Here is a 20,792-nt window from a genome sequence, read left to right on the forward strand (position 1 = left end):
ATGCGTCAGAAAACGATTAAGGCCATCCAGGAACATGCGGCCGCAGAATATCCGCGCGAGGCCTGCGGCCTCGTCGCCCAGAGGGGCCGAGCGGAGCGTTATTTCCCCTGCCGGAACCTGGCCACAGAGTCGAAAGATAATTTTGTGCTGGCGCCGGAGGATTATGCGGAGGTTGAGGAATGGGGAACGATCACCGGTATTGTTCACAGCCATCCTGATGCCACCACCCAGCCGAGCGAACTGGATAAAGCGCAATGCGACGCGACCCTTCTCCCCTGGCATATTATCAGCTGGCCAGAAGGCGATCTCCGTACCATCCACCCGCGTGGTGAGTTGCCGCTCCTCGAGCGACCATTCGTGCTGGGCCACTACGATTGCTGGGGCCTGGTGATGAGCTATTTTCGGCAAACCCACGGCATCGAGCTGCACGATTACCGCGTCGATTATCCGTGGTGGGAAAAGGAGTATCCGGACAATTTTTATCAGGACTGCTGGTATGAATGCGGGTTCCGTGAGTTTGATGGTCCACCGCAACCGGGTGATATGGTGATCATGCAGGTGCAGGCGGATAAGTGGAACCACGCCGGGATTCTGCTGGAAGGGAATATGCTGCTGCATCACCTGTATGGCCATCTCAGCAAGCGCGTGCCGTATGGTGGATACTGGTTAGACAGGACGATGAAAATCGTCCGATACCATTCTCTGTGTTAATCTCTTGTGGAATTTTAACTATAAATCCAAGGGACACTGAAATGAAAAAAATAGCTCTAGCATTGGCAATTGTCACAGTAACAGGTTGTTCGACAACAGTTGTACCTCCCAGCCAAGCTATTTCCGCCTCAAAAGAGCATATTTTTAAATATCAAGAAAACGATGGTAATAACGGTAGCCTGACAATCGTTCGTGATTCAGGATTCGTGGGGGCAGGATGCTATGCAACAGTTTATTTGAATGGTGAACGAGTAGCGAAACTGGATCCGAAAGAAAAAGCGACATTTTATTTATCAGAAGGAGAGTGGGCTGTCGGTGCTAATCTTGAAGGAAAAGGACTTTGCAGTTTAAACCGAGAGAGGCAAGAACGATTTTTCAATATTAAAGCTGGAGAGAAAAAAGCAGCAAGAGTCTTTACAGATGCTAATGGCGATTTGGATATAAGGCCAACCACTATTAATTAACTCGTTTCCCACCAACTGGAGCTATTATGCAGGAAATAATGACAAGAATTGAGCTTTCTGGAATTCTTGGCAAAACTTTCGGGAAGGTTCATCATCGGTTGATTTCAACAGTCCAAGAAGCAGGAATAGCGCTGGCTGCCACCATCCCTGGATTTGAACATTTCATGAATAACAGCAAAGAAAAAGGGTTGACCTTTGCTGTTTTCAAAGGAAAGAAAAATATTGGCAAGGATGATTTAGGATTCCCTGTTGGTGGTGAAGTTATCCGAATTGTTCCTGTTTTAATTGGTAGTAAAAAGGCGGGACTGCTTCAAACAATTCTTGGAGCAGTTATTATTGTTGCCTCTGCTGTCGGCTCTTACTTTGTTCCTGGCAACCCCGTGTCAGCATTTGGTTATAAAATGGGGGCTGCGATGATGCTCGGCGGTGTCGTTCAGATGCTTTCCCCACAGCCAGCAGGTCTGGCACGAAAAGAATCTGCTGACAATAAGGCCAGCTATGCTTTTGGCGGTGTAACTAATACCGCCTCACAGGGATACCCAGTCCCTTTGCTTTATGGCAAACGCCGAATTGGCGGCGCCATTATATCTGCCGGTATTTACGTAGAAGACCAGCAATAAGTTTTATTCAGTAAACCATCCAATTCAGGCCACCTTGCGGTGGCTTTTTTTATGGGCGTAATATGGCAAATAACATAATTAAAGGGCGCAAGGGTGGCGACTCAAAACCGCGTACACCGACGGAACAGCCGAATGATTTACAGTCCGCTGCGAAAGCCAAAATTCTGATCGCATTAGGTGAGGGGGAATTTGCAGGTGGTTTAACTGGGAAGAATATTTATCGCGATGGTACCCCGCTTGAAAATGCTGATGGTTCGCAAAACTTCAGTGGCGTGTACTGGGAATTTCGCCCCGGTACGCAGGCTCAGACGTATATTCAGGGTATTCCCGGTACTGAAAATGAAATAAGTGTAGGAACGGAAGTTTCCAGCAAGACAGCCTGGACCCATACCTTTACCAATACCCAGCTATCCGCCGTTCGCGTCCGCCTGAAATGGCCGTCCCTGATGAAACAGGAAGATGACGGCGACGTGGTGGGCAATACCGTCGAGTATGCGATTGACCTGCAGACCGATGGCGGCGCCTGGCAGACGGTACTGGAAACCGCTGTCACGGGTAAAGCCACCTCCGGCTATGAGCGGAGCCATCGTATTGATCTGCCCCAGGCCGGCAGTACCTGGACGCTACGCCTGCGTAAAATCACTCCGGATGCGAACAGTGTCAAAGTCGGCGACGTGATGACGCTGCAGAGCTACACCGAAGTGATTGATGCCAAACTGCGTTATCCCAACACCGCGTTGCTTTATATCGAGTTCGACGCCAGCCAGTTGAATGGCAGCATTCCGCAAATTTCCTGTGAGCCGCGTGGGCGCGTGATTCGTGTGCCGGATAACTACAATCCGGAAACTCGTGAATATACCGGGGTCTGGACCGGCGGGTTTAAATGGGCCTGGACGGATAACCCGGCCTGGATCTATTACGACATTGTTACAGCTGACCGTTTTGGTCTCGGTAATCGTCTGAGCAGCGCCAATATTTCGAAATGGACGTTGTACCAGATTGCACAGTACTGCGATCAGCTGGTTCCTGACGGGCGTGGTGGTGACGGCATGGAGCCGCGCTATACCTGTAACGTCTATGTCCAGGAACGCAACGATGCTTACACCGTGCTGCGAGACTTTGCCGCCATTTTCCGGGGCATGACCTGCTGGAACGGTGAGCAGATTGTTGTGCAGGCTGATATGCCGCGTGATGTCGATTTTACCTATACGCGCGCCAATATTGTCGGCAAACCCCGTTATTCGAGCAGCAGCAGCCAGGTTCGGTACACCAACGCCCTGATTTCCTGGTCTGATCCGGATAATGCTTATGCTGATGCAATGGAGCCGGCGTTTATCCCGGAACTGGTTTCCCGCTACAGTTTTAACCAGCTCGAAATGACGGCGATTGGCTGTACGCGCCAGAGCGAAGCTCACCGTAAGGGGCTGTGGGGCATACTGACCAACAACAAAGACCGGGTCGTTGAGTTTGATGTGGGGCTGGACGGTCGCATTCCTCAACCCGGTTATATCATTGCCCTGGCGGATGAGTTGCTGGCCGGACGGGTCAACGGCGGGCGAATCAGCGCGGTGAATGGCCGGGTGATTACACTGGATCGTGAGGTGGATGCCAAACCTGGCGACCGCCTCCAGCTAAACCTGCCATCCGGGATCTCACAGAGCCGGACTATTCAGGCTGTTAACGGGCGCCGGCAGATTACGGTCACAACGGCGTACAGTGAGACGCCAGAACGGGAATGCGTCTGGGCCATTGAATCCGATGATCTCTTCCTGCAGCAGTACCGGGTTACAGGAGTAAAAGAGAACAGCGATGCCACCCTCACGATCACCGGCGTAGCACATGACCCGGATAAATTCGCCCGCATCGATACCGGCGCTATTATCGACCAGCGCCCGGTTAGCGTATTGCCGGCGGGCAACCAGTCACCTCCTGACGATATTGTCATCACATCCCGCTCGGTCGTGAATCAGGGGATCAGCGTCGAAACGATGCAGGTTACCTGGTCAGCGGTCAGCGGCGCTATTGCCTACGAGGCGCAGTGGCGCCGTAACGACGGGAACTGGATTAATGTGCCGCGCAGCTCGACCACCTCGTTTGAGGTCAGCGGCATTTATGCCGGTCGTTACCTGGTTCGCGTCCGTGCGATCAATGCGGTGGAGATCTCGAGCGGCTGGGCGTATTCCGAAGAGAAAACCCTGACCGGCAAGGTCGGCGAGCCGCTGGCACCGCTGGCGCTGGCAACCCGTTCGCTGGTTCATGGGGTCCAGGTTAGCTGGGAGTTCCCGACCGGCTCCGGGGATACGCTGCGCACAGAACTGCAGTACAGCAAAAATCAGGATGGCAGTGCACCGATGCCGTTATCAGACGTGGCCTATCCGGGGAAAAGCTATCAGCAGATGGGCCTCAGTATGGGCGCCGAATTCTGGTATCGGGCGCGCCTTGTGGATCGTCTTGGCAATGAAAGCCCGTGGACCGGCTGGGTCCAGGGGATGGCCAGCGATAACTTTGATGACTACTACGAAAACCTGACTGACGCGATCAAGGATACGGCTGCCTGGGAGGAAACGCAGCGCATCATTAGCGAAACGCAGGAAGGTATCCGCAATACGCAGCAGGAACTGGAGCAGACCGCTGAAGCTCTGCGTAAGGAAGCTGAAGACCAGGCGAAGCAGGTCAGCCAGGATATTGATGCATCGGCGAAAAACATCACTGCTGATGTCGACGGGAAGATCTCCGCCGCGAATAAAACCATCACGGATGAGATCACCTCGGTCAATGAGGCTCTCGATTCTGGTCTGGCTCAGGCAAACAAAGGCATTCAGGAGGCAAAATCCGCCGTCGCAGATGCGAACAAGCAGATCGCAACTGTGAACAAGTCGCTGACCGACAGCATCACCCAGGTCAGACAGTCAGTCACTGATACGGCTGCGGAAATCAACGCCACCATCGACCTGGAGATTGCCAGGGTCAGCAAAACGCTGGCCGACGGCGATGCCGCATTGAATGCGCAGATAAAGACTGCCGAAAATGGCCTGAAGCAGTCGCTGTCTCAGGTCAACACCACGCTGACCAATGCGGTGAAGCAGGAGACCGCGGATCGTATCGCCGATGTTAACGCGAAGGCGTCACAGGCCGCTGATGAACTGCTGGCGGCAACGCAGGGGATTGAGGCGAGTATCGAGAGCCTGACTCAGGTGATGAAGACCGCCGATGAAAATCTGGCGCGGGAAATGTCCAGCCTCGCTGCCGGCGCTAATATCCAGTTCGATTCGCAGGTTATCTGGCATTTCAACAATCAGACGACCGAGGGCTGGACCGGCAGCGCCGGCGTACCGGGTGTGTCACAGGATGGCTGGTTACGCCCGGCGGACAGCGCCACCGATCCGTACATTACCTCTCCTGGCGGGCTGGCTGTCGATGGTGCGGCGTACCGTTTCATCATGCTGCGCTTTCGTAAAACCGGCAAACCAGTCTGGGCGGGTGAGATCCGCTGGGTGTCTGCCGGCGAAAACTTCAATAACACGAAGCGATACATTGTTGCTGAGCCGGAATATGCCGATGGGGTGGCAACCCTGACGGTGCGTGATATTCCGTGGACAGGGAACATTGATCGTATTCGCCTGGACCTGACGAACCAGCAGGATGCCAGCAACTTTATCGAATTCGACTGGATCGCCGTTGGCCGGCCAGCACCCGGTGCCAGTACGGCGGCTCTGCAGGATGTGCGCAGTACGCTGAGTAACGCGCTGACCGCCGAAGCGCAGGCACGCAGCACGCTGGCGGCGCAGATGCGTGGCTCCTATGATGGGAGCGATCTGGAGAAAGTCACCTCCGGGCTGCTGTACCAGGAAAAAACTGCGCGCGTTACCGCCATCTCGGCGGAAGTTAAGGCCAGAGAGTCCCTGCAGACGCAGTTTAACGACAACAAAGCTGCTGTTTCTGGTGAACTGAGTTCTCTGACGACAGAGCTGAGCGCGCAGGCGAGCCGTATCGGTGGCCTGGAAACCAGCCTCGGGAAAAAAGCCGATGCGGCCGCGCTGACGTCCCTGACGCAGAAAGTTGAGCAACAGGGCACCACGCTGACATCGCAGGGCGCCGCGTTAACATCGCTCACTAACCGCGTTGGTCAGACGGAAACGGGCCTGGCTGGTACGAATGAGGCACTGAGCGGGCTGCAGTCGGTTGTTACCCAGCAGGGCGACAGGATAACCAGCCAGGGTCAGTCCATCACGAAACTGACGAGCGATTTGGGCACGACAAATGCCGCGCTGGCGAAGAAAGCGGAGGCGACTGCGGTCACCGCTTTGACGCAGCAGGTAGAGCAAAACGGGCGGGATATTCGCAGCAATACTGACAGCATCACCAGCCTGTCGAATCAACTGGTCAATGGCCAGCCGAATCGCTGGTCCCGTCGACTCTATCCTGTGCAGCTGGCTAACGCCGGGACAGTCCCGTCATTCAGCGATGTTCGCGCCGTGGCGCCAACGGTCGTGGATGAGGTGGCCGACGCGGCCAAGCTGGACTTTACGTCCGCCGGCAGCTATCTGATCGCGCTGTATTCCTGCCAGGTGAAAGTGGCCGCAGATACCACCATCACACTGGCGCCCGGCGCCAGGGTTTTTGATGATACCGGCGCCATATTTGTGAATGGGGTGCAGGTCGCCTGGGGTAACGCCAGCTGGAATACCGTCAGTTTTGAACTGAAAGCCGGCTGGAACACCGTTGAGTTTCTGGTGACTCAGTGGACCGGCCAGGCGTATATCAACCTGGGCCTGAAGCTGTCAGACCAGGTTGCTGAGATGTACTCCGGTCTCGGGGTTTCCGCGCTGGCAAACGCAGCCAGCGTGATCAGCTCGAATGTCAGCCAGATTGGCAACGATGTGGTCAGCAATTCGCAGAACATCACCCAGCTCCGGAATGCGCTGGCGCAGACGGACGCGAACGTGGCCAGCAAAGCGGATCAGACGGCGATGAACTCGCTAACCGGACGAGTGGAGAAGACGGAATCCGGGCTGACGGCTGCTAACGCCAACATTACCTCGCTGAAATCCGCTGTACGGGCCGGAAACGCATCAGGCGGGGATTTAATTCCCAACCCGACGTTTGACCCGGCGTATGACCAGATGGGGTTCAGCGTGGTAGCCACGACGGCTGAGGAGGTCCCGCTGGGCTGCCCGTATGGTTATGCGGCCCGAATTGCCAGCCGGGATCACCATCCTAACTTTGCCGCGTTCCCGGCCACGCTTAACGATGTGATTGAGATCAGCGCACTGGTTGCCTGCGGCGCCGGCACGGCGAATTTTAATCTGTATGTTGGCACCGCCGTTCGGCCAGATACGAGCACCGGTGCGCCACTCATGGCGGGGGGCGGGAAATCACCCTCCGCGACCTGGCAGAGAACCACCTGGCGCTTCAAGGTCACGCAGGCGATGGTGGACAGGGGTTATATCCGCCCGTTCCTGCAGATCTCGCAGAACAGCCCGTATGGCACCGTATGGTTCGTTACGGACTGGCATATGCGAAATGTGACAGCGGCGCAAAAGGTTCAGGATACTGCGGATGCCACGGCGGCGGCGGTTGACTCCCTGACCACCACCGTGACGCAACAGGGTAATCTGCTGACCTCGACCGGCAACCGGACAACTCAGCTGGAAAACGGGCTGGCAACCACCAATGCCGCAGTGGCCAAAAAGGCTGATGCGACAGCGGTGCAGGATTTGACCAATACCGTCACACAGCTGGGCAACGACCTGACTGCTGCGAACAGCGCCATCACGAAACTGACCGGAAATCTGGCGAATACCGATAAAGCGCTGGCGCAGAAAGCCGATGCGACAGCGCTGGCCACGCTCGACACGAAAGTGACGCAGCAGGGCAAAACGCTGGAGAGCCAGAGCAATTCGCTGACGAACCTGTCGAACAGCCTCTCGCAGGTCGCGGCAGATATCGATGCCAGCGGGCAGATACCGGGTAACCTGGTCGTGAATCCCTCGTTTGAACGTGGGCTGGATGGTTACACCGGGCGGTCAACCGCGACCAGTGTGGTGGAGGTTTCCGTTCCTCATAGCGGGACGCGGGCGCTGAAGGTTGATCCGGGGAATGTGACTCCGGGGCAATACATCCCGTTTGTTCAGGGGCGCACCTATGAAATCGGGGTGTGGGTCAAGGAACCCGGAGCGACGACGGATAATGGCGCGGGGAACAACAAGCTGCGGATCGGCAACTCTGCCGGCCAGCCGGTTTTTGAGCGTCCATACAACAGCGGTACGGTGGGGACAAACTGGACCCTGATTTCCGGTCGCTGGAAAGCGACGGAGACAGCCAGCCTGCCGGTGACGCTGAGTAACTATCTGATTAGCGGCAGCCGCTACTTCGATGATTTTTACGTCACTGACGTTACCGACCGGGTGGACATCGATGCCACCGCCGACGCCGTTACCGGACTGACGAGCCGGGTCAGCACAGCGGAAGGGGCCATCACCTCACAAAGCCAGCAGCTGACGAACCTGCAGAACAGCCTGAACACGACCAACAGCAATGTGTCGAAGAAGGCCGATGCAACGGCACTGACTTCGGTCGATAACCGGGTGACAGAGGCGGAAGGGAAACTGACCACACAGAGCCAGCAGCTGACAAATCTGGCGAATGTGCTGACGGCCACCCGCAACGCCGGCGACAACCTGATCCCAAACTTTGATTTTCTGCAGGGCAGCACTGCCTGGGATATTCAGTATCCAGCCGGTGTGACCTTTGGCGATTTCGGGGACGGGAAAGCGGGGGTCCGGCTGAACCGGACGACCACTACCAGCCCAGGCATTTTCTCCAACAACAACAAGCCGGTGCCGCTGAATGGCCAGCGCAAGTATCGGGTGGTGGTGAAGGCCAAAGGTGTTTCCGGCGCGATGAGTCTGCTGATCCGTCGCCAGAACAAAATCGGCCAGACGGACAGAACGTATGAGGATAAAACGGTCACGCTGACCACTGACTGGCAAACCATCACCTGGGAAACCGGATTGACGGCTGCCGGCGCGGACGGGCAGAACTTCAAACTTTATTCTCATCCGACAAATGGTGAAATCTGGCTCGATTCCGTCCGGGTGTTTGATATCACCGATGAAACCAACATCAAGGCGACCAGCGATGCTGTTTCGTCTCTGACCGGGACGGTGACGAACCAGGGGAACATCCTGACATCACAGGGGCAATCCATCACGGCGCTGAATAACGCGCTGGAAGGGGTCAAAGGCGATGTGGCGAAGAAGGCTGATGCGTCGGCGGTCAGTTCACTGACCAACCGGGTTACCCAGACTGAAAAGGATATCCGTAGCCAGGCCGACAGCCTGACCAGCCTGAATACATCGCTGAAGCAGCAGGCGACACGGGGAGCCAACGTACTGCCGGACGGCAGTTTTGAATCCTATGCCGTCGGCGATGTTCTCAGTAATGCCCGCGCCGTTATCACCAGTGAAGCTGCGCACAGCGGGACCAAAAGCCTGCGTGTTACGCGCAGTACGGAGTACAACCCGAACGCGACGGATAATAACGATACCCATATCTTTTCGGGCATGCAGGTTCGCGATAACGCGGTCTATTACGTGGAGGCGTGGGTTAAGTTGCCGGCTGGCTCGACCGCCGATCCGACCGTTTATATGGTGCTCGGATTTTCCTTCCAGGATTCTGCCAATGGCTGGTCGTGGCCTGGCCTGAACGTGAAAGTCTCCGAGTTGTCGGTGGACAACTGGACAAAAGTCAGTGGCTATCTGACCAACAACCGAACCGCGCTGAAACAGGCAATGGTGAGGATCTCCATCCCGAATACACCAAAAGTTCGCCTGGGTGACGCCTTCCTGATTGATGATCTGATCATCACTGACGTGACCGATGCAAAAGCGGCGCTCGATGCCGCCGATGCGAATGCGCAGGCGCTTTCCAGTCTGTCCGCGTCAGTCACGCAGAACGGGAAGAATATTACGTCTCAGGGCAGCGCGATCACGAAACTGCAGTCGGATGTGACGCAACTTGGTAAGGATATCAGCGGCAAGGCCGATGCCAGCGCGCTGACGAATCTGACGACCCGCGTGACGGCTACCGAAGGCGGTCTGAAATCGCAGGGAGACAGCCTGACCAGCCTGCAAAACAGCCTGAACACGACCAACAGCAATGTGGCGAAGAAGGCTGATGCAACGGCGCTGCAGAGCCTGCAGAACACCGTTGAACAGCATGGCAGGGATCTGACCACGCAAAGCAGCGCGCTGACGAACCTGGAAAACAACTTTTCCTCCCTGGCCGTGGGCGGGACCAACCTTATCCGCAATGCGGACACACTGGAAGGATGGAGCAGCCGCCACGCCACAGAGACCTATCTGGGCGACCGCGTGGCCTACACCCGGCTGGCGAAAGGTGCATCCGGTTATACCCAGCTGGATGAACAGACGCTGGACGTTACCGGGCGTACGGAATTTGTATTCAGCTTCTATGCGAAAGGGGCTTATGACGGGCAGGAGATGGCGAGTTATTTCTATAACCCGTCGAACACCACCACCACGGAAACCAGCCAGGGGGTTAAAGGCGGGGCCGGTGACGGCAAGGCGGTCACGAAACTGACCACCGCATGGGCGCGTTACTGGGTGAAATGGGTTATTCCTGCCACCAGTGGCACCAAACGGCTGATTGCCGCGCGTCTGGAAAGCGCGACGTCTGCCGACAAAGAAGTCTGGCTCTGCCGCCCTCAGCTGGAAACCGGGACCGTGATGACCGACTGGTCACCGAGTCCGGATGATGCGGCCAGCGGTATTACCGCGAACACATCGGCCATTAACAGCCTTACCAGTCGGGTGACGAATGCCGAGGGGCAGCTGACCGCGCAGTCTCAGAGCATCACGAATCTGCAGAACAGCCTGAACACCACCAACAACAACGTGGCACAAAAGGCCAGCGCGCAGTCGGTGAGTGATCTCACCAGCCGGGTCAGCAGTGCGGAAGGCAAAATCACCTCCCAGGGGCAGGCTATCACGAAGCTGCAGGGCGATTTGAGCAGCACTACCGATAAGGTCAACACCAAAGCGGATCAGACGGCGCTTAACGCGCTGACTGGCCGGGTGGAGAAAACCGAGGCAGGCCTCACGGCAGCCAACAGCAACATCGTCAGCCTGACGGCAGCGGTGAACGCCGGGAATGCTGCCGGGGATGATTACATTCCAAACCCGTCATTTGATCCGGCGTATGACCGCATGGGTTATGACGTGGTGGAGACCACCGCCGATGGTGTGCCGGCTGACTGCCCGTTCAGGTATGCCGTCCGGCTGGCCGGGCGAGACCATGTGCCAAAAATTAACAACATCGCCGTGACGCCGGGCGACGTTTTCGAAATGTCTGCTCTGGTAGCGTGTGGTACCGGCAGCGCTGACTTTAACTTCTATATCGGTCGGGCCACCACTGCTACTGGTGGTATTGGGGCGAGAGCGTCCGGGGGAAACACCAAGACCACCACCGCGTGGAAACGAGCCACCTGGCGCTTTACTGTGCCGGCAGACACGAACTTCCTGCGACCGTTCCTGCAGGTTAATCAGAGCAGCCCGTTCGGCACTGTCTGGTACGCTGCCGACTGGCATATGCGTAACGTGACGGCGGCGAACAGTGCGCAGAAAACCGCAGATGCGACCGCAAAAGCGGTGGATTCACTGACCACCACGGTTATCCAGCAGGGCGATACGCTCAGCAGCATCGGCACGCGGACCACCTCGCTGGAGAACAGCCTCCGGTCGACACACGATACGGTGAGTAAAAAGGCTGACACGACAGCGGTGACGCAGCTGCAGGGCACGGTGACGCAGCAGGGGAATGACATCGCGGCAGCTAACAGCGCGCTGACAAAACTCAGCAGCGATCTGGCCACGACGAATGCGAACGTGAACAAAAAAGCGGACGCAAGCGCGATGAACACCCTGCAGAACCAGGTCACGGAGCAGGGCAAAACACTCAGTGCGCAGGGAGATTCTCTGACGCAACTGAGTAACAGCCTGAGCCAGACGGCAGCGGATATTGACGCCAGCGGGAAAATGCCGGGCAACCTGATTGTCAACGGCAGTTTTGAGCGCGGCGCGGCGGGCTTTACCGGCTGGAGCAGTACCGCGACGGTAGCCGATTTACAGGTTCCGCACTCGGGTAACAAGGCGCTGAAAATGTCCGCCGGCCAGTCGAACCTGGTCGGACAGGAAATCAGTATCACGCAGGGCCGTACCTACCGCATGGGGGTATGGGCGAAGCAGGACTCGGGGACCACGATTAAAGATGCGGGTAACACGAAGTTTCGTGTGGCTGACAGCACTGGCCTGCTGGTCGGCTCAAACTACGGACCGTTTAGTTCTGGCTGGCAACTGGTAACGTTTGACTGGAAAGCCACGAAGACCACGACGGCCAGTTTCCAGCTGACGACCTTCCTCAGCGCGGGGGCAATGTATTTCGATGATTTCCATGTCCTCGATGTTACGGATGAAAAGGATATCGCAGCTAATGCCGGGGCCATTTCTCAGATGAATACGCGCGTCACCGCTGCTGAAGGGGCTATCACCACCCAGGCGCAGCAGCTGACGAAACTCAGCGGCGATCTGGCCGTCACGAATGCGGCGGTCAGTAAGAAGGCCGAGCAAAGCGCTGTCACCGGGTTGACCACCCGGATGACGTCTGCCGAGGGTAAACTGGATTCGCAGTCGCAGCAGCTCACCAGTCTGCAGAACAGCTTGACCACGATGAATACTGAGCTGGGTAAAAAGGCTGACACGTCCGCGGTGAGTTCACTGACCGGTCGCGTAAGCCAGGTGGAAAACACCATCACCAGCCAGTCGCAGAGCATCACGTCGCTGACCAGCACCATCAATACCATCCGCACTCAGGGAGCTAATCCGTGGGTTGACGGTACGTTTGAAAGCTACAGCGATGGCCAGGTGCTGGGCGGGAACGGCACAGCCGTTGTGGTGGCGTCTCAGAAATTCACCGGCGGTAAGAGCCTGAAGTTGAGACGGGATGAGAACAACAGCGGCAACAGTGATAAACAGCTTGGCACCTGGCAGTCAGTCCGTGAGGACGCGAAGTTCCGGTTTGAGTTCTGGGCCATGATGCCGGCGGATCAGGCGCCCTCCTCCGGGTGGACAACGCTGGTCGGTATCCAGTCGCAGAATGCTGCCGGGCAAAATGCGTGGCAGGCGGCGGTCACTGTCAGCGAAGCCTCTCTGGGCGCGCGCGATAAGTGGGTGAAATTCACGGGTATCGCCAGTAACAACGGGGCAGGAAGAACACGCGCGGTGGTCTGGATCTCCACCCGTGGCGCCACCGGCAACGGTACCCCTGGCTATTCACTGTATCTCGACGATCTGGTCATCACGGATGTTACCGATGCGAAAGCGGCACAGGATGCCTCTGACGCGACGGCGAGCGCCGTGAGCGGCCTGACGGCGCGCGTAACGGATGCCGAAGGGAAAATCACTGCCCAGGCGCAGCAGCAGACAGCACTGGCCTCGAAAGTGGATAACGCCAACTCCCGCGTCGATAACATGGCGAAGACGCTGAGCGACAGCCAGAGCACACAGGCCAGCCTGAATACCTCGCTTCAGTCGCAGATTGACGCGCAGGCGGCCGCCAACATCAAAAACCAGACGACGCTGGACAACACGATTAAATCGGTGGCCAGTATCACCAGTACCCAGCAGACGCATGCAACGGCACTGGAGGCGCTGGCAGCGCAGCAGACGACCCTGACATCCAGTGTCGGGGATCTCAGCGCTTCCGTTCAAAACACCGCTAAAACCGTGGCGGATGTGAATGGTACGGTGAGTTCGCTGTGGTCGATGAAGGTTGAGACGGTTAACGGGAAGAATGTTGGCGCGGGGATTACGCTGGGCAGCAATGGTGAAACAAGCGACATGATCCTCTACGCCGACCGCTTCTCGCTGTTTAACCGTAACAATGCGACGGCAGTGCCGGTGATGATTGCCGAAGGCAATGAACTGTATATCGATACGGCACGTATCAAAAACAGTTCCCTGACCTCAACCAAAATCGCGGACGGTTCCATCACGAACGCGAAGATCGGCAACGAGATCCGCTCGAATAACTTTGTTGACGGGTCGCAAGGCTGGCGTATCGCCAAGGATGGCTCTTCGCAGTTCAATAACGTGATCGTTCGCGGCAGGGTCGAAGCGAATAGCGGCGTGTTCCGTGGCACTGTCCAGGCGGATGCGTTCATCGGTGACATTGCGGTGGCAAAAGGTTACGACAGCCTGACCTTCCGCCGCAACCAGACGGTACAGCGGAACGGTGCGTATCAGAACAGGGGGTATAGCATGACAGTGGTTCTGGCCTGCACCCTGGTGTGCCAGACCTATGGGACGGGCAGTGGCCTGGGGTATACCTCTGATATTACGTTCAACATTGGTGGGCAGGAGGTAACCCGCCGTATCTTCGTCGATGCCGGTAATATCACAGCTGGCACCACGGCCTTTGAATTGCGGTTTGCCGCGCGCCTGGATGCTGACTACAACAATGTCGGCTTCTTTATCAAGGCTACAGGTCGAAATGCCGCGATTGATTACACCTGCACAGTCGAGAACATCACCGCAACCGCCTTCCGAACGGACAGCAGTTCATTTAGCTAACAAAGGCCCCGCTAGGGGCCTTTTCTTTTTCCAGGGAAAACCATCCAGGAGGAATTTTATTATGGCGATGTATGAAGTCGGCACCGTCACGGGTGCAGCGTCGCAGGCACGGGTGACAGGTGCGACAACAAAATGGTCACAGGAGGCGCTGGGGATACTGCCCGGGTCGATTCTGGTGGTCTACCGCAGCGGTAGTGCTGACCTGTATGCGATCAAATCTGTGGATAGCGACACGCAACTGACGCTGACCCGGAATATCACCACCGCATTTTCCGGTGCCTGTTACGGCATTATTACCGCTGAAACCGCCAGCACCTCGTCGTTTGCTAACCAGCTGGCCAGCGCATTTGCATTCTGGCGTAGTGTGGTGGAGGGCTGGTCGATGGCCCTGACCGGCAGCGGCAATATCACCCTGACTGACCCGATCACCGGAAAGCAGGTGACCGTACCGGCGATAGCCGGGATGGCGAAGGCATCGGATCTTAACGCACTGGCAAAACTCACTGGAGGAAACGACCTCGACGGCTCGCAGGTTATAACCAGCGATAATGCCGGTTTTATTCTTGGCAGGAACAACGATATTGGACTGGTCAAAAAATCAGGCACCTACGGGAAGCTGATGGTGGGCAGCGGAACGCGCTTCAGCGTGGTGAAAGGAAATAAGGCGACCATCAGCCCTGAAGATACCCAGACGGAGATTATGGGGGTCGATAGCGCCGGCAATCTGGCTGTTCCGGGCAACATCAGCGCGGGGAAATATTTTGCGCAGGCCATTGAGCTATCGATGAGTACGCCATACATCGACTTTCATTTCAACGATAGTACCGCCGATTACACAACACGGCTTATCGAGAACGTAGCAGGTGAGCTGACTCTCGAAGGGGCCTTTATGTGTAAAAAGCATCTATACGCCTGGGGAGCACTCATGGCGAGAAGCGTTGCCCCGAGCAATCCAGCGAATGGACAACTGATCACCGGCGCACCGTTCCAGTCGATGATTCAAGGGCGTGGCGGCTTTGGCGATGCCCGTGGTGCGGTAGCAAACTATTATGTTGAAGAGTCTGTGGGTTCGGAGCACAGGGCGGTTGTCTATCTCGATGGTTATGGCCGAACTGATGCATGGATCTTCCGTGCTGGCGGCACCATTTCCACTGGCAAAGGGGACGTCCTGACCACCGGCTCAGACGTGCGGCTTAAAGAGGATTTTACGGAATCTCGGGAAGGTGCCTCCAGGCGCATTAACGCGCTGGGGGTATGCGAGTTCAACATGAAGGGTGAAACGCGCCGGAGGCGTGGATTTATCGCCCAGCAGGCTGAAAAAGCTGACGATCTGTATACTTTCCTCGGCATCGAGCAGGAGATTGATGGCGAAAAATTCAGAGTGATGAATGTGGATTACACGGCAATCATCGCCGATTTGGTGACCGTGGTACAGGATTTGCTTAGGCGAGTTGACGCCCTAGAAAGTTGAGGAGCATAAAAAATCCCCCGGAGGCACTTGCCGGGGGCAACTGAAACGACATTAATTGCTGTGTACATCACAGAATAATTTGAAGTAAACGATAAGTAAGTTCAAGTAAACTTCTACTGGTCAGATGTTGTGTCGTTTTTTAATAACCTACCAAAATTAATAATGCAATAGTGCTAAATCCTGTTGGGTTTTCATGTTTAAGGATTTAAAACTAAAGTATTACTTTCCATCAGATAGAAATCATAAAGATAGATTCAGGGTAATGGATGCTAAATATTATTATTGACACGTTTATAATTAATTGAGGTGCAATCTTGTAATTTTTACACCCATGTTATAAATTTGTAATGCAGGGCGGTTTTATCTTGTTATTTAGTGGGTTGTAGTGATATCGGTTCTTAGCGATTTTTAATAGGCTTTCTATGTTAACAAATTTCCCGGATGAAAAATACATTTCTGATAGAAATTCATCGTTTATTAAACGAGTATATTTTTTACGTCAGATAGGTGTCGTTCTTTGCTTTCTCCCTATATACTCTGTCCTCCAGGAGCAGTCACATCAAAAAATAACAATAGCCTTGTTAATTCTTAATGCACTCATCTGGCCATCGGTTGCTTATCTGGCAAGCATGATGTCGAAGGATATGCTGGGTACTGAAAAAAAGAATATGATACTTGATTCATTCTGGGCTGGTATCTGGATAGCCGTAATGCAAGTTAGTCCAATTCCATCATTATTCATAATTTCAGTTCAAATAGCTGATCGCTATGCTGCTGGTGGATGGAAAATTTTAAAACCAGCATTAACGTGTATGATGATTAGTTTCCTGACAGTTTGGTTAGCAAATGATTTCAGATATACGATTGAATTCAGTACCCGAACGGTATTGCTTTCTTTACCCTTGGCAACCTGCTATCCCATTGTATTGAGTGTAGTTTCAAGACATTTATCTATAAAGTTGAGGAAAAGAAGGGAGTTACTGGAAAAGCAGGCCCTGATGGATCCTGGTCTAGATCTTCCAAATCGCCGTTTTTTTGAGCAGAAAATGGAAAGTGCTTTTCGTGCGACGCGTAAAAAAAGAATTCATTCATATCTTATGCTCATTGATGTTGATAATTTTAAAAAAATTAATGATACCTATGGTCATGAAGTAGGCGATGCGGTGTTATCTCGTATATCAACAATATTACGAGAGTGCGCTGGTGTGAAGGACGTGCCAGCAAGAATTGGTGGCGATGAGTTGGCTATTATTGTTAACAACAGTAATAACAAGCTTGTTATAGCTATGGTTCATTTAATTCAAAAAAATATTAAAGATCTTTCATTGCCTTCCCACAAAGATATGTACTGTACTGTCAGTATCGGTATTTCTTGTGCAGAAAATAAAGAATCAATCATCGAGTGGATCAAAGAGGCTGATGAAATGCTATATGAAGTTAAACGTAACGGAAAGAATGGATATTGCATGCCAAATAATTGAAGAAGATATGATTTCTTTTCTCATGATTTTATACATATATATGTTTAAGCACGTTTATTATCCACAATTATAACAAGGATAAATCTCTTCGAAACCATAAGCGCCTTTCAACTTACATTGGACATCTGCCACCCAAGTCATTCGCGTAATGCAACTATCTGATCCAAATAGCTTTAATATTGAAATCATGTTTCTTTTTTAACCTTCCTTTTCATTTGATTTGAATGATCGATCGATACTCAAAGTATGATAGTTTTTGTCTATCATTAGATCGTTATCGATCATTTTAAACTATTTCTCTTTCATATTTAATTATGACACGATTAGGATTATTCTTAGTTCCGGTGTTTTTTTAATGATAAAGAACAGTGTGGAAATAGAATCCTGTAGATTTGTTTTAGAACCATCTTACAAAAAAGATGGTTCTGTACATTCTTGGGAAATTCTCACGAAAAATGTTAAAAAAAAGAATGCTAATGGTTATCTTGCTAATGAAAGTGCTTTTTGTTTCAGCACACTAAGTGACAAAGAAAAAATCGATTTGTTTAATAAACAGATATTGATAATTGAAGAAATTGATGCTTCTAAATTGAAGTTAAAGCCAGTTTCGTTGAATGTTGACAGTCTAATTAGCGATTATATCTTGAATGATAAATATATTAGCGATTACTTAAAAAAACAAAAAAACATTGCCTTTGAGATTAACGAAGAGTTTCATGAATTTAATACTAAATGCTGTATGATTGACTTAAAGTGTCTTTCGAAATTGTGTCCAGTATGGCTGGATGATTTTGGGAGGGGTTTAACAAGTATTACAATTATTCAGATGTTTAATTTTGAATGTATAAAAATCGATAAAGATTATTTCTGGGAAATACAGTATGAGAGTAAATTATTTAAGATATTAAATGAAGTAAAATCATACTGCAATTTCGTAATTGTTGAGGGAGTTGAGACAATAGAACAAAAAAATAAAGTACATTCTGTTGTTGATTGCGCTTGCCAGGGAAGGTTGTGGATGAGCGATTACTATTATGTCGAGATTTAAAATAAATGATAACAAAAGATAAAAAATGTCCATTTTGTGGTGCATATTTAATTGCTGAGGACCACTGCCAAAGTTGCCATGCATTTCAGATTAAAGGATATGTATCAAGAGACGCTCGCACAAGAATTAATTTGGTATCTATCGGCACGTCTTTACTGGTTGCGCTCTTTGGAATCTTAGTTGTGTTTCTGGTATCTTTCGGTATCGGTGCATATATTGCTATAATTGCGTTTTCTCTTGTTTTTTATTTTATTATGAAAAAGATTCTGTATTTAAAAGAAGAGAAAAAAGGGAAGATGGTTTGGAAAAGAGCAATAATCACATGGTAGATAATTATTAAAATAATATTATAGTGATGGTGCTTTCAATGAAAGCCTCGAATTTCGAGGCTTTTTTATAGTATTTTTATAATGCTTTCAAAGCATGAATTAGAACATCCGAAATATTTAACCCGACTCACAGGGAGTGAGTATTATTGGCTAATAATTCACCCTCCAGATGAGCTGAAAAACTCAAAGCCAGTTATCAAAACTGAAAATATACTAATGAATTTCAATAGGTTAGGGCTTAGGCTAAAAACATTAACCACATATCAAAAACACCTATTTTTCTTTTTAAATCAATAAGTAATGATGTTGTTAGTTAACTACTGCTGCGTCACATGCAGTGGTTCGAAGCCGCAGACCTGATCGTCAAAGGCATGGAAGGCGCTATCGCCGCCAAGACCGTGACCTATGACTTCGAACGTCTGATGGAAGGCGCTAAGCTGCTGAAATGTTCAGAGTTTGGCGACGCGATCATCGCGAACATGTAATCTGGCCCCCAGATTATGTCAGAACGGGAACCTGGTGGTTCCCGTTTTTGTTATTAGTTTTTGAACGGCTATCAAAACGCCCTCCCGAAAAACCTCATAAACCACTTTTGTTCACCCCATCCTCGATGATCATGGTATCTATCCGTTTGCTGTTGAGTTTTATGAGGGCGGGTAAGAGAGGAGGTGAGGCCCCTCACGTAAAGCATCAGGACATTCATGCTGGCGAGGTATGAAGTGCAGTTGATGCTTTACCTGAGTTTATGACAATGTATGCCTAAGCGAAGGGGGGCTTGTCTTGAGTGAAAATCTTACTACAGTGGGGACACATCAGCGCAGAACCTTTTTGGACTCGGGTGTGACTATGTTCTGATTGGTTGGTGCAGTTAGGGCAGGTACATTTGATGAGATAGTTGCGATTGTTTTTTGAATTATTGCGTTGTTGCATATGATTTTTCCGATAATAAATGGACCGTAACCATACACTATCAACAGACATATAGCCCGTACTGAATTTCACAACTACCTCATCAATGAAGGGTCTATTTGCAACAGTACTTCAACCGAATTAAAACAACATCCAAACCATAGGGTGTTGAATGAGTCGTCTGCGATAGGTATGCCAGCCAGCCCTCTGTATATTTCATTAGGATAAACAAAGGGAAGGCGGCGCTCAGGATTACACTGCCTTCCCGATGTATTGCGGTACAGACAGAGCAAATCGTTTTTTCAGTACGCGGGCAATATCGCCTTCCGTTAGTTGCTGCTTCTCTACGCCCTCTGCGGTGATTATTTTCAACACATTACCTAGCAAAATCAGGCGCCCCTCGGAGCTGTGCTGCACGATAAGTAGCTTCTGCACAAAGATGGCATCAGGATGGGTGGAGTTGAGGTAATTGGCTGGGACGAAATCAATCCACTCCTGGGGTGATAGATCAAAACTGTATTGATTGGCCCATTCACCCTCCACCTTCGCTTGTAGCAGGTACTCGCTATTAACGTCACGGATAAGTCGGAAGGTGTCGAAATCCTGTTCAATATCGGTATCTAGCATGTCTAAGGCGATCGGTGCGCGAATACCATAGCTGCCGAACCCTAGATCGCAAAGCCACAGGCGGTCATCGACTTCAGCAATTAATGCCATATGCGTTTTTGGTCGGCGTGCTGGGTAGAACATCGGACGAGCTGCAACGAAACGGTAGGAAATACCTAAAGCGCCTAACGCCATTGCAAAGAGCCCATTGACCTCATAGCAGTATCCACCACGACCTTGTTGTAGCAGCTTGTCTGCAATGTCTTCTGGTACCAGGGAGACGATTTTGCCAGCTTGTACATCCAGATTCTCGAAGGGCACTGAAAAGAGTTGATGACGCATGAGCGCGTGCAGCGTGGCGGTATCGGCAGCTGCATGCCCAGTGTAGTTTATACGACGGAAATAAGTTGAAAGGTCGAAGTTGTCGCTATGCATAATGCCACCTTGATTAATCGGGTTCGGCATTACTATAGAAGGGTCGCATTATTGCCTGTATAGTCAGA

Annotated in this window: 10 protein-coding genes and 1 pseudogene; 9 read left to right on the forward strand and 2 right to left on the reverse strand. The window is 52.2% G+C overall.

Features of this window, described 5'->3' with window-relative positions:
• The 9 genes and pseudogenes from CWM58_RS00130 to CWM58_RS00170 form a co-directional block, all read left to right on the forward strand.
• Entirely contained in the window at positions 1-711 is a 711-nt protein-coding gene (locus tag CWM58_RS00130) for a C40 family peptidase (protein ID WP_032439857.1), read from the forward strand.
• 41 nt (positions 712-752) lie between these two features.
• Positions 753-1,175, forward strand: a complete 423-nt coding sequence (locus CWM58_RS00135) for a hypothetical protein (protein ID WP_033128545.1) — start codon at positions 753-755, stop codon at positions 1,173-1,175.
• Between the two features lie 26 nt (positions 1,176-1,201).
• Positions 1,202-1,795, forward strand: a complete 594-nt coding sequence (locus CWM58_RS00140) for a tail assembly protein (RefSeq protein ID WP_032439859.1) — start codon at positions 1,202-1,204, stop codon at positions 1,793-1,795.
• 62 nt (positions 1,796-1,857) lie between these two features.
• Positions 1,858-14,445 carry a DUF1983 domain-containing protein gene (locus CWM58_RS00145; RefSeq protein WP_100679902.1) on the forward strand — a complete coding sequence of 4,196 codons (12,588 nt, stop codon included), beginning with the start codon at positions 1,858-1,860 and terminating at the stop codon, positions 14,443-14,445.
• A 61-nt stretch (positions 14,446-14,506) separates the two neighbouring features.
• Complete coding sequence (locus CWM58_RS00150; protein ID WP_044522218.1) at positions 14,507-15,916, forward strand: tail fiber domain-containing protein; 1,410 nt, start codon at positions 14,507-14,509, stop codon at positions 15,914-15,916.
• 422 nt (positions 15,917-16,338) lie between these two features.
• On the forward strand, positions 16,339-17,397 hold the full coding sequence (locus CWM58_RS00155) for a diguanylate cyclase (RefSeq protein ID WP_023322373.1): 1,059 nt from the start codon (positions 16,339-16,341) through the stop codon (positions 17,395-17,397).
• A 355-nt stretch (positions 17,398-17,752) separates the two neighbouring features.
• Positions 17,753-18,445, forward strand: a complete 693-nt coding sequence (locus CWM58_RS00160; RefSeq protein ID WP_100679903.1) for an EAL domain-containing protein — start codon at positions 17,753-17,755, stop codon at positions 18,443-18,445.
• A gap of 5 nt (positions 18,446-18,450) precedes the next feature.
• Positions 18,451-18,774: a hypothetical protein gene (locus CWM58_RS28015; RefSeq protein ID WP_123806412.1), complete on the forward strand. Its 324-nt coding sequence runs from the start codon at positions 18,451-18,453 to the stop codon at positions 18,772-18,774.
• A 317-nt stretch (positions 18,775-19,091) separates the two neighbouring features.
• Positions 19,092-19,259 (forward strand): annotated as a pseudogene (locus tag CWM58_RS00170) (isocitrate/isopropylmalate family dehydrogenase); the annotation flags it as partial.
• 274 nt (positions 19,260-19,533) lie between these two features.
• Here the strand turns inward: CWM58_RS00170 and CWM58_RS29105 are convergent.
• On the reverse strand, positions 19,534-19,755 hold the full coding sequence (locus CWM58_RS29105) for a YnfU family zinc-binding protein (RefSeq protein ID WP_319823385.1): 222 nt from the start codon (positions 19,753-19,755) through the stop codon (positions 19,534-19,536).
• A 180-nt stretch (positions 19,756-19,935) separates the two neighbouring features.
• Positions 19,936-20,724, reverse strand: coding sequence for an arylamine N-acetyltransferase family protein (locus CWM58_RS00180; RefSeq protein WP_061155036.1), 789 nt, complete (start codon positions 20,722-20,724; stop codon positions 19,936-19,938).
• Positions 20,725-20,792: the final 68 nt, after the last annotated feature.

The organism is Klebsiella sp. H-Nf2 (assembly GCF_002806645.1).
GTDB classification, from domain to species: Bacteria; Pseudomonadota; Gammaproteobacteria; order Enterobacterales; family Enterobacteriaceae; genus Klebsiella; species Klebsiella variicola.

Excerpts from the sequence above, each read along its gene's own strand:
- CWM58_RS00180 (WP_061155036.1), bottom strand. The coding sequence starts at position 20,724 with ATGCATAGCGACAACTTCGACCTTTCAACTTATTTCCGTCGTATAAAC.
- CWM58_RS00160 (WP_100679903.1), top strand. The coding sequence starts at position 17,753 with ATGATAAAGAACAGTGTGGAAATAGAATCCTGTAGATTTGTTTTAGAA.
- CWM58_RS00145 (WP_100679902.1), top strand. The coding sequence starts at position 1,858 with ATGGCAAATAACATAATTAAAGGGCGCAAGGGTGGCGACTCAAAACCG.
- CWM58_RS00155 (WP_023322373.1), top strand. The coding sequence starts at position 16,339 with ATGTTAACAAATTTCCCGGATGAAAAATACATTTCTGATAGAAATTCA.
- CWM58_RS00135 (WP_033128545.1), top strand. The coding sequence starts at position 753 with ATGAAAAAAATAGCTCTAGCATTGGCAATTGTCACAGTAACAGGTTGT.
- CWM58_RS28015 (WP_123806412.1), top strand. The coding sequence starts at position 18,451 with ATGATAACAAAAGATAAAAAATGTCCATTTTGTGGTGCATATTTAATT.
- CWM58_RS00130 (WP_032439857.1), top strand. The coding sequence starts at position 1 with ATGCGTCAGAAAACGATTAAGGCCATCCAGGAACATGCGGCCGCAGAA.
- CWM58_RS00150 (WP_044522218.1), top strand. The coding sequence starts at position 14,507 with ATGGCGATGTATGAAGTCGGCACCGTCACGGGTGCAGCGTCGCAGGCA.
- CWM58_RS29105 (WP_319823385.1), bottom strand. The coding sequence starts at position 19,755 with ATGTCTGTTGATAGTGTATGGTTACGGTCCATTTATTATCGGAAAAAT.
- CWM58_RS00140 (WP_032439859.1), top strand. The coding sequence starts at position 1,202 with ATGCAGGAAATAATGACAAGAATTGAGCTTTCTGGAATTCTTGGCAAA.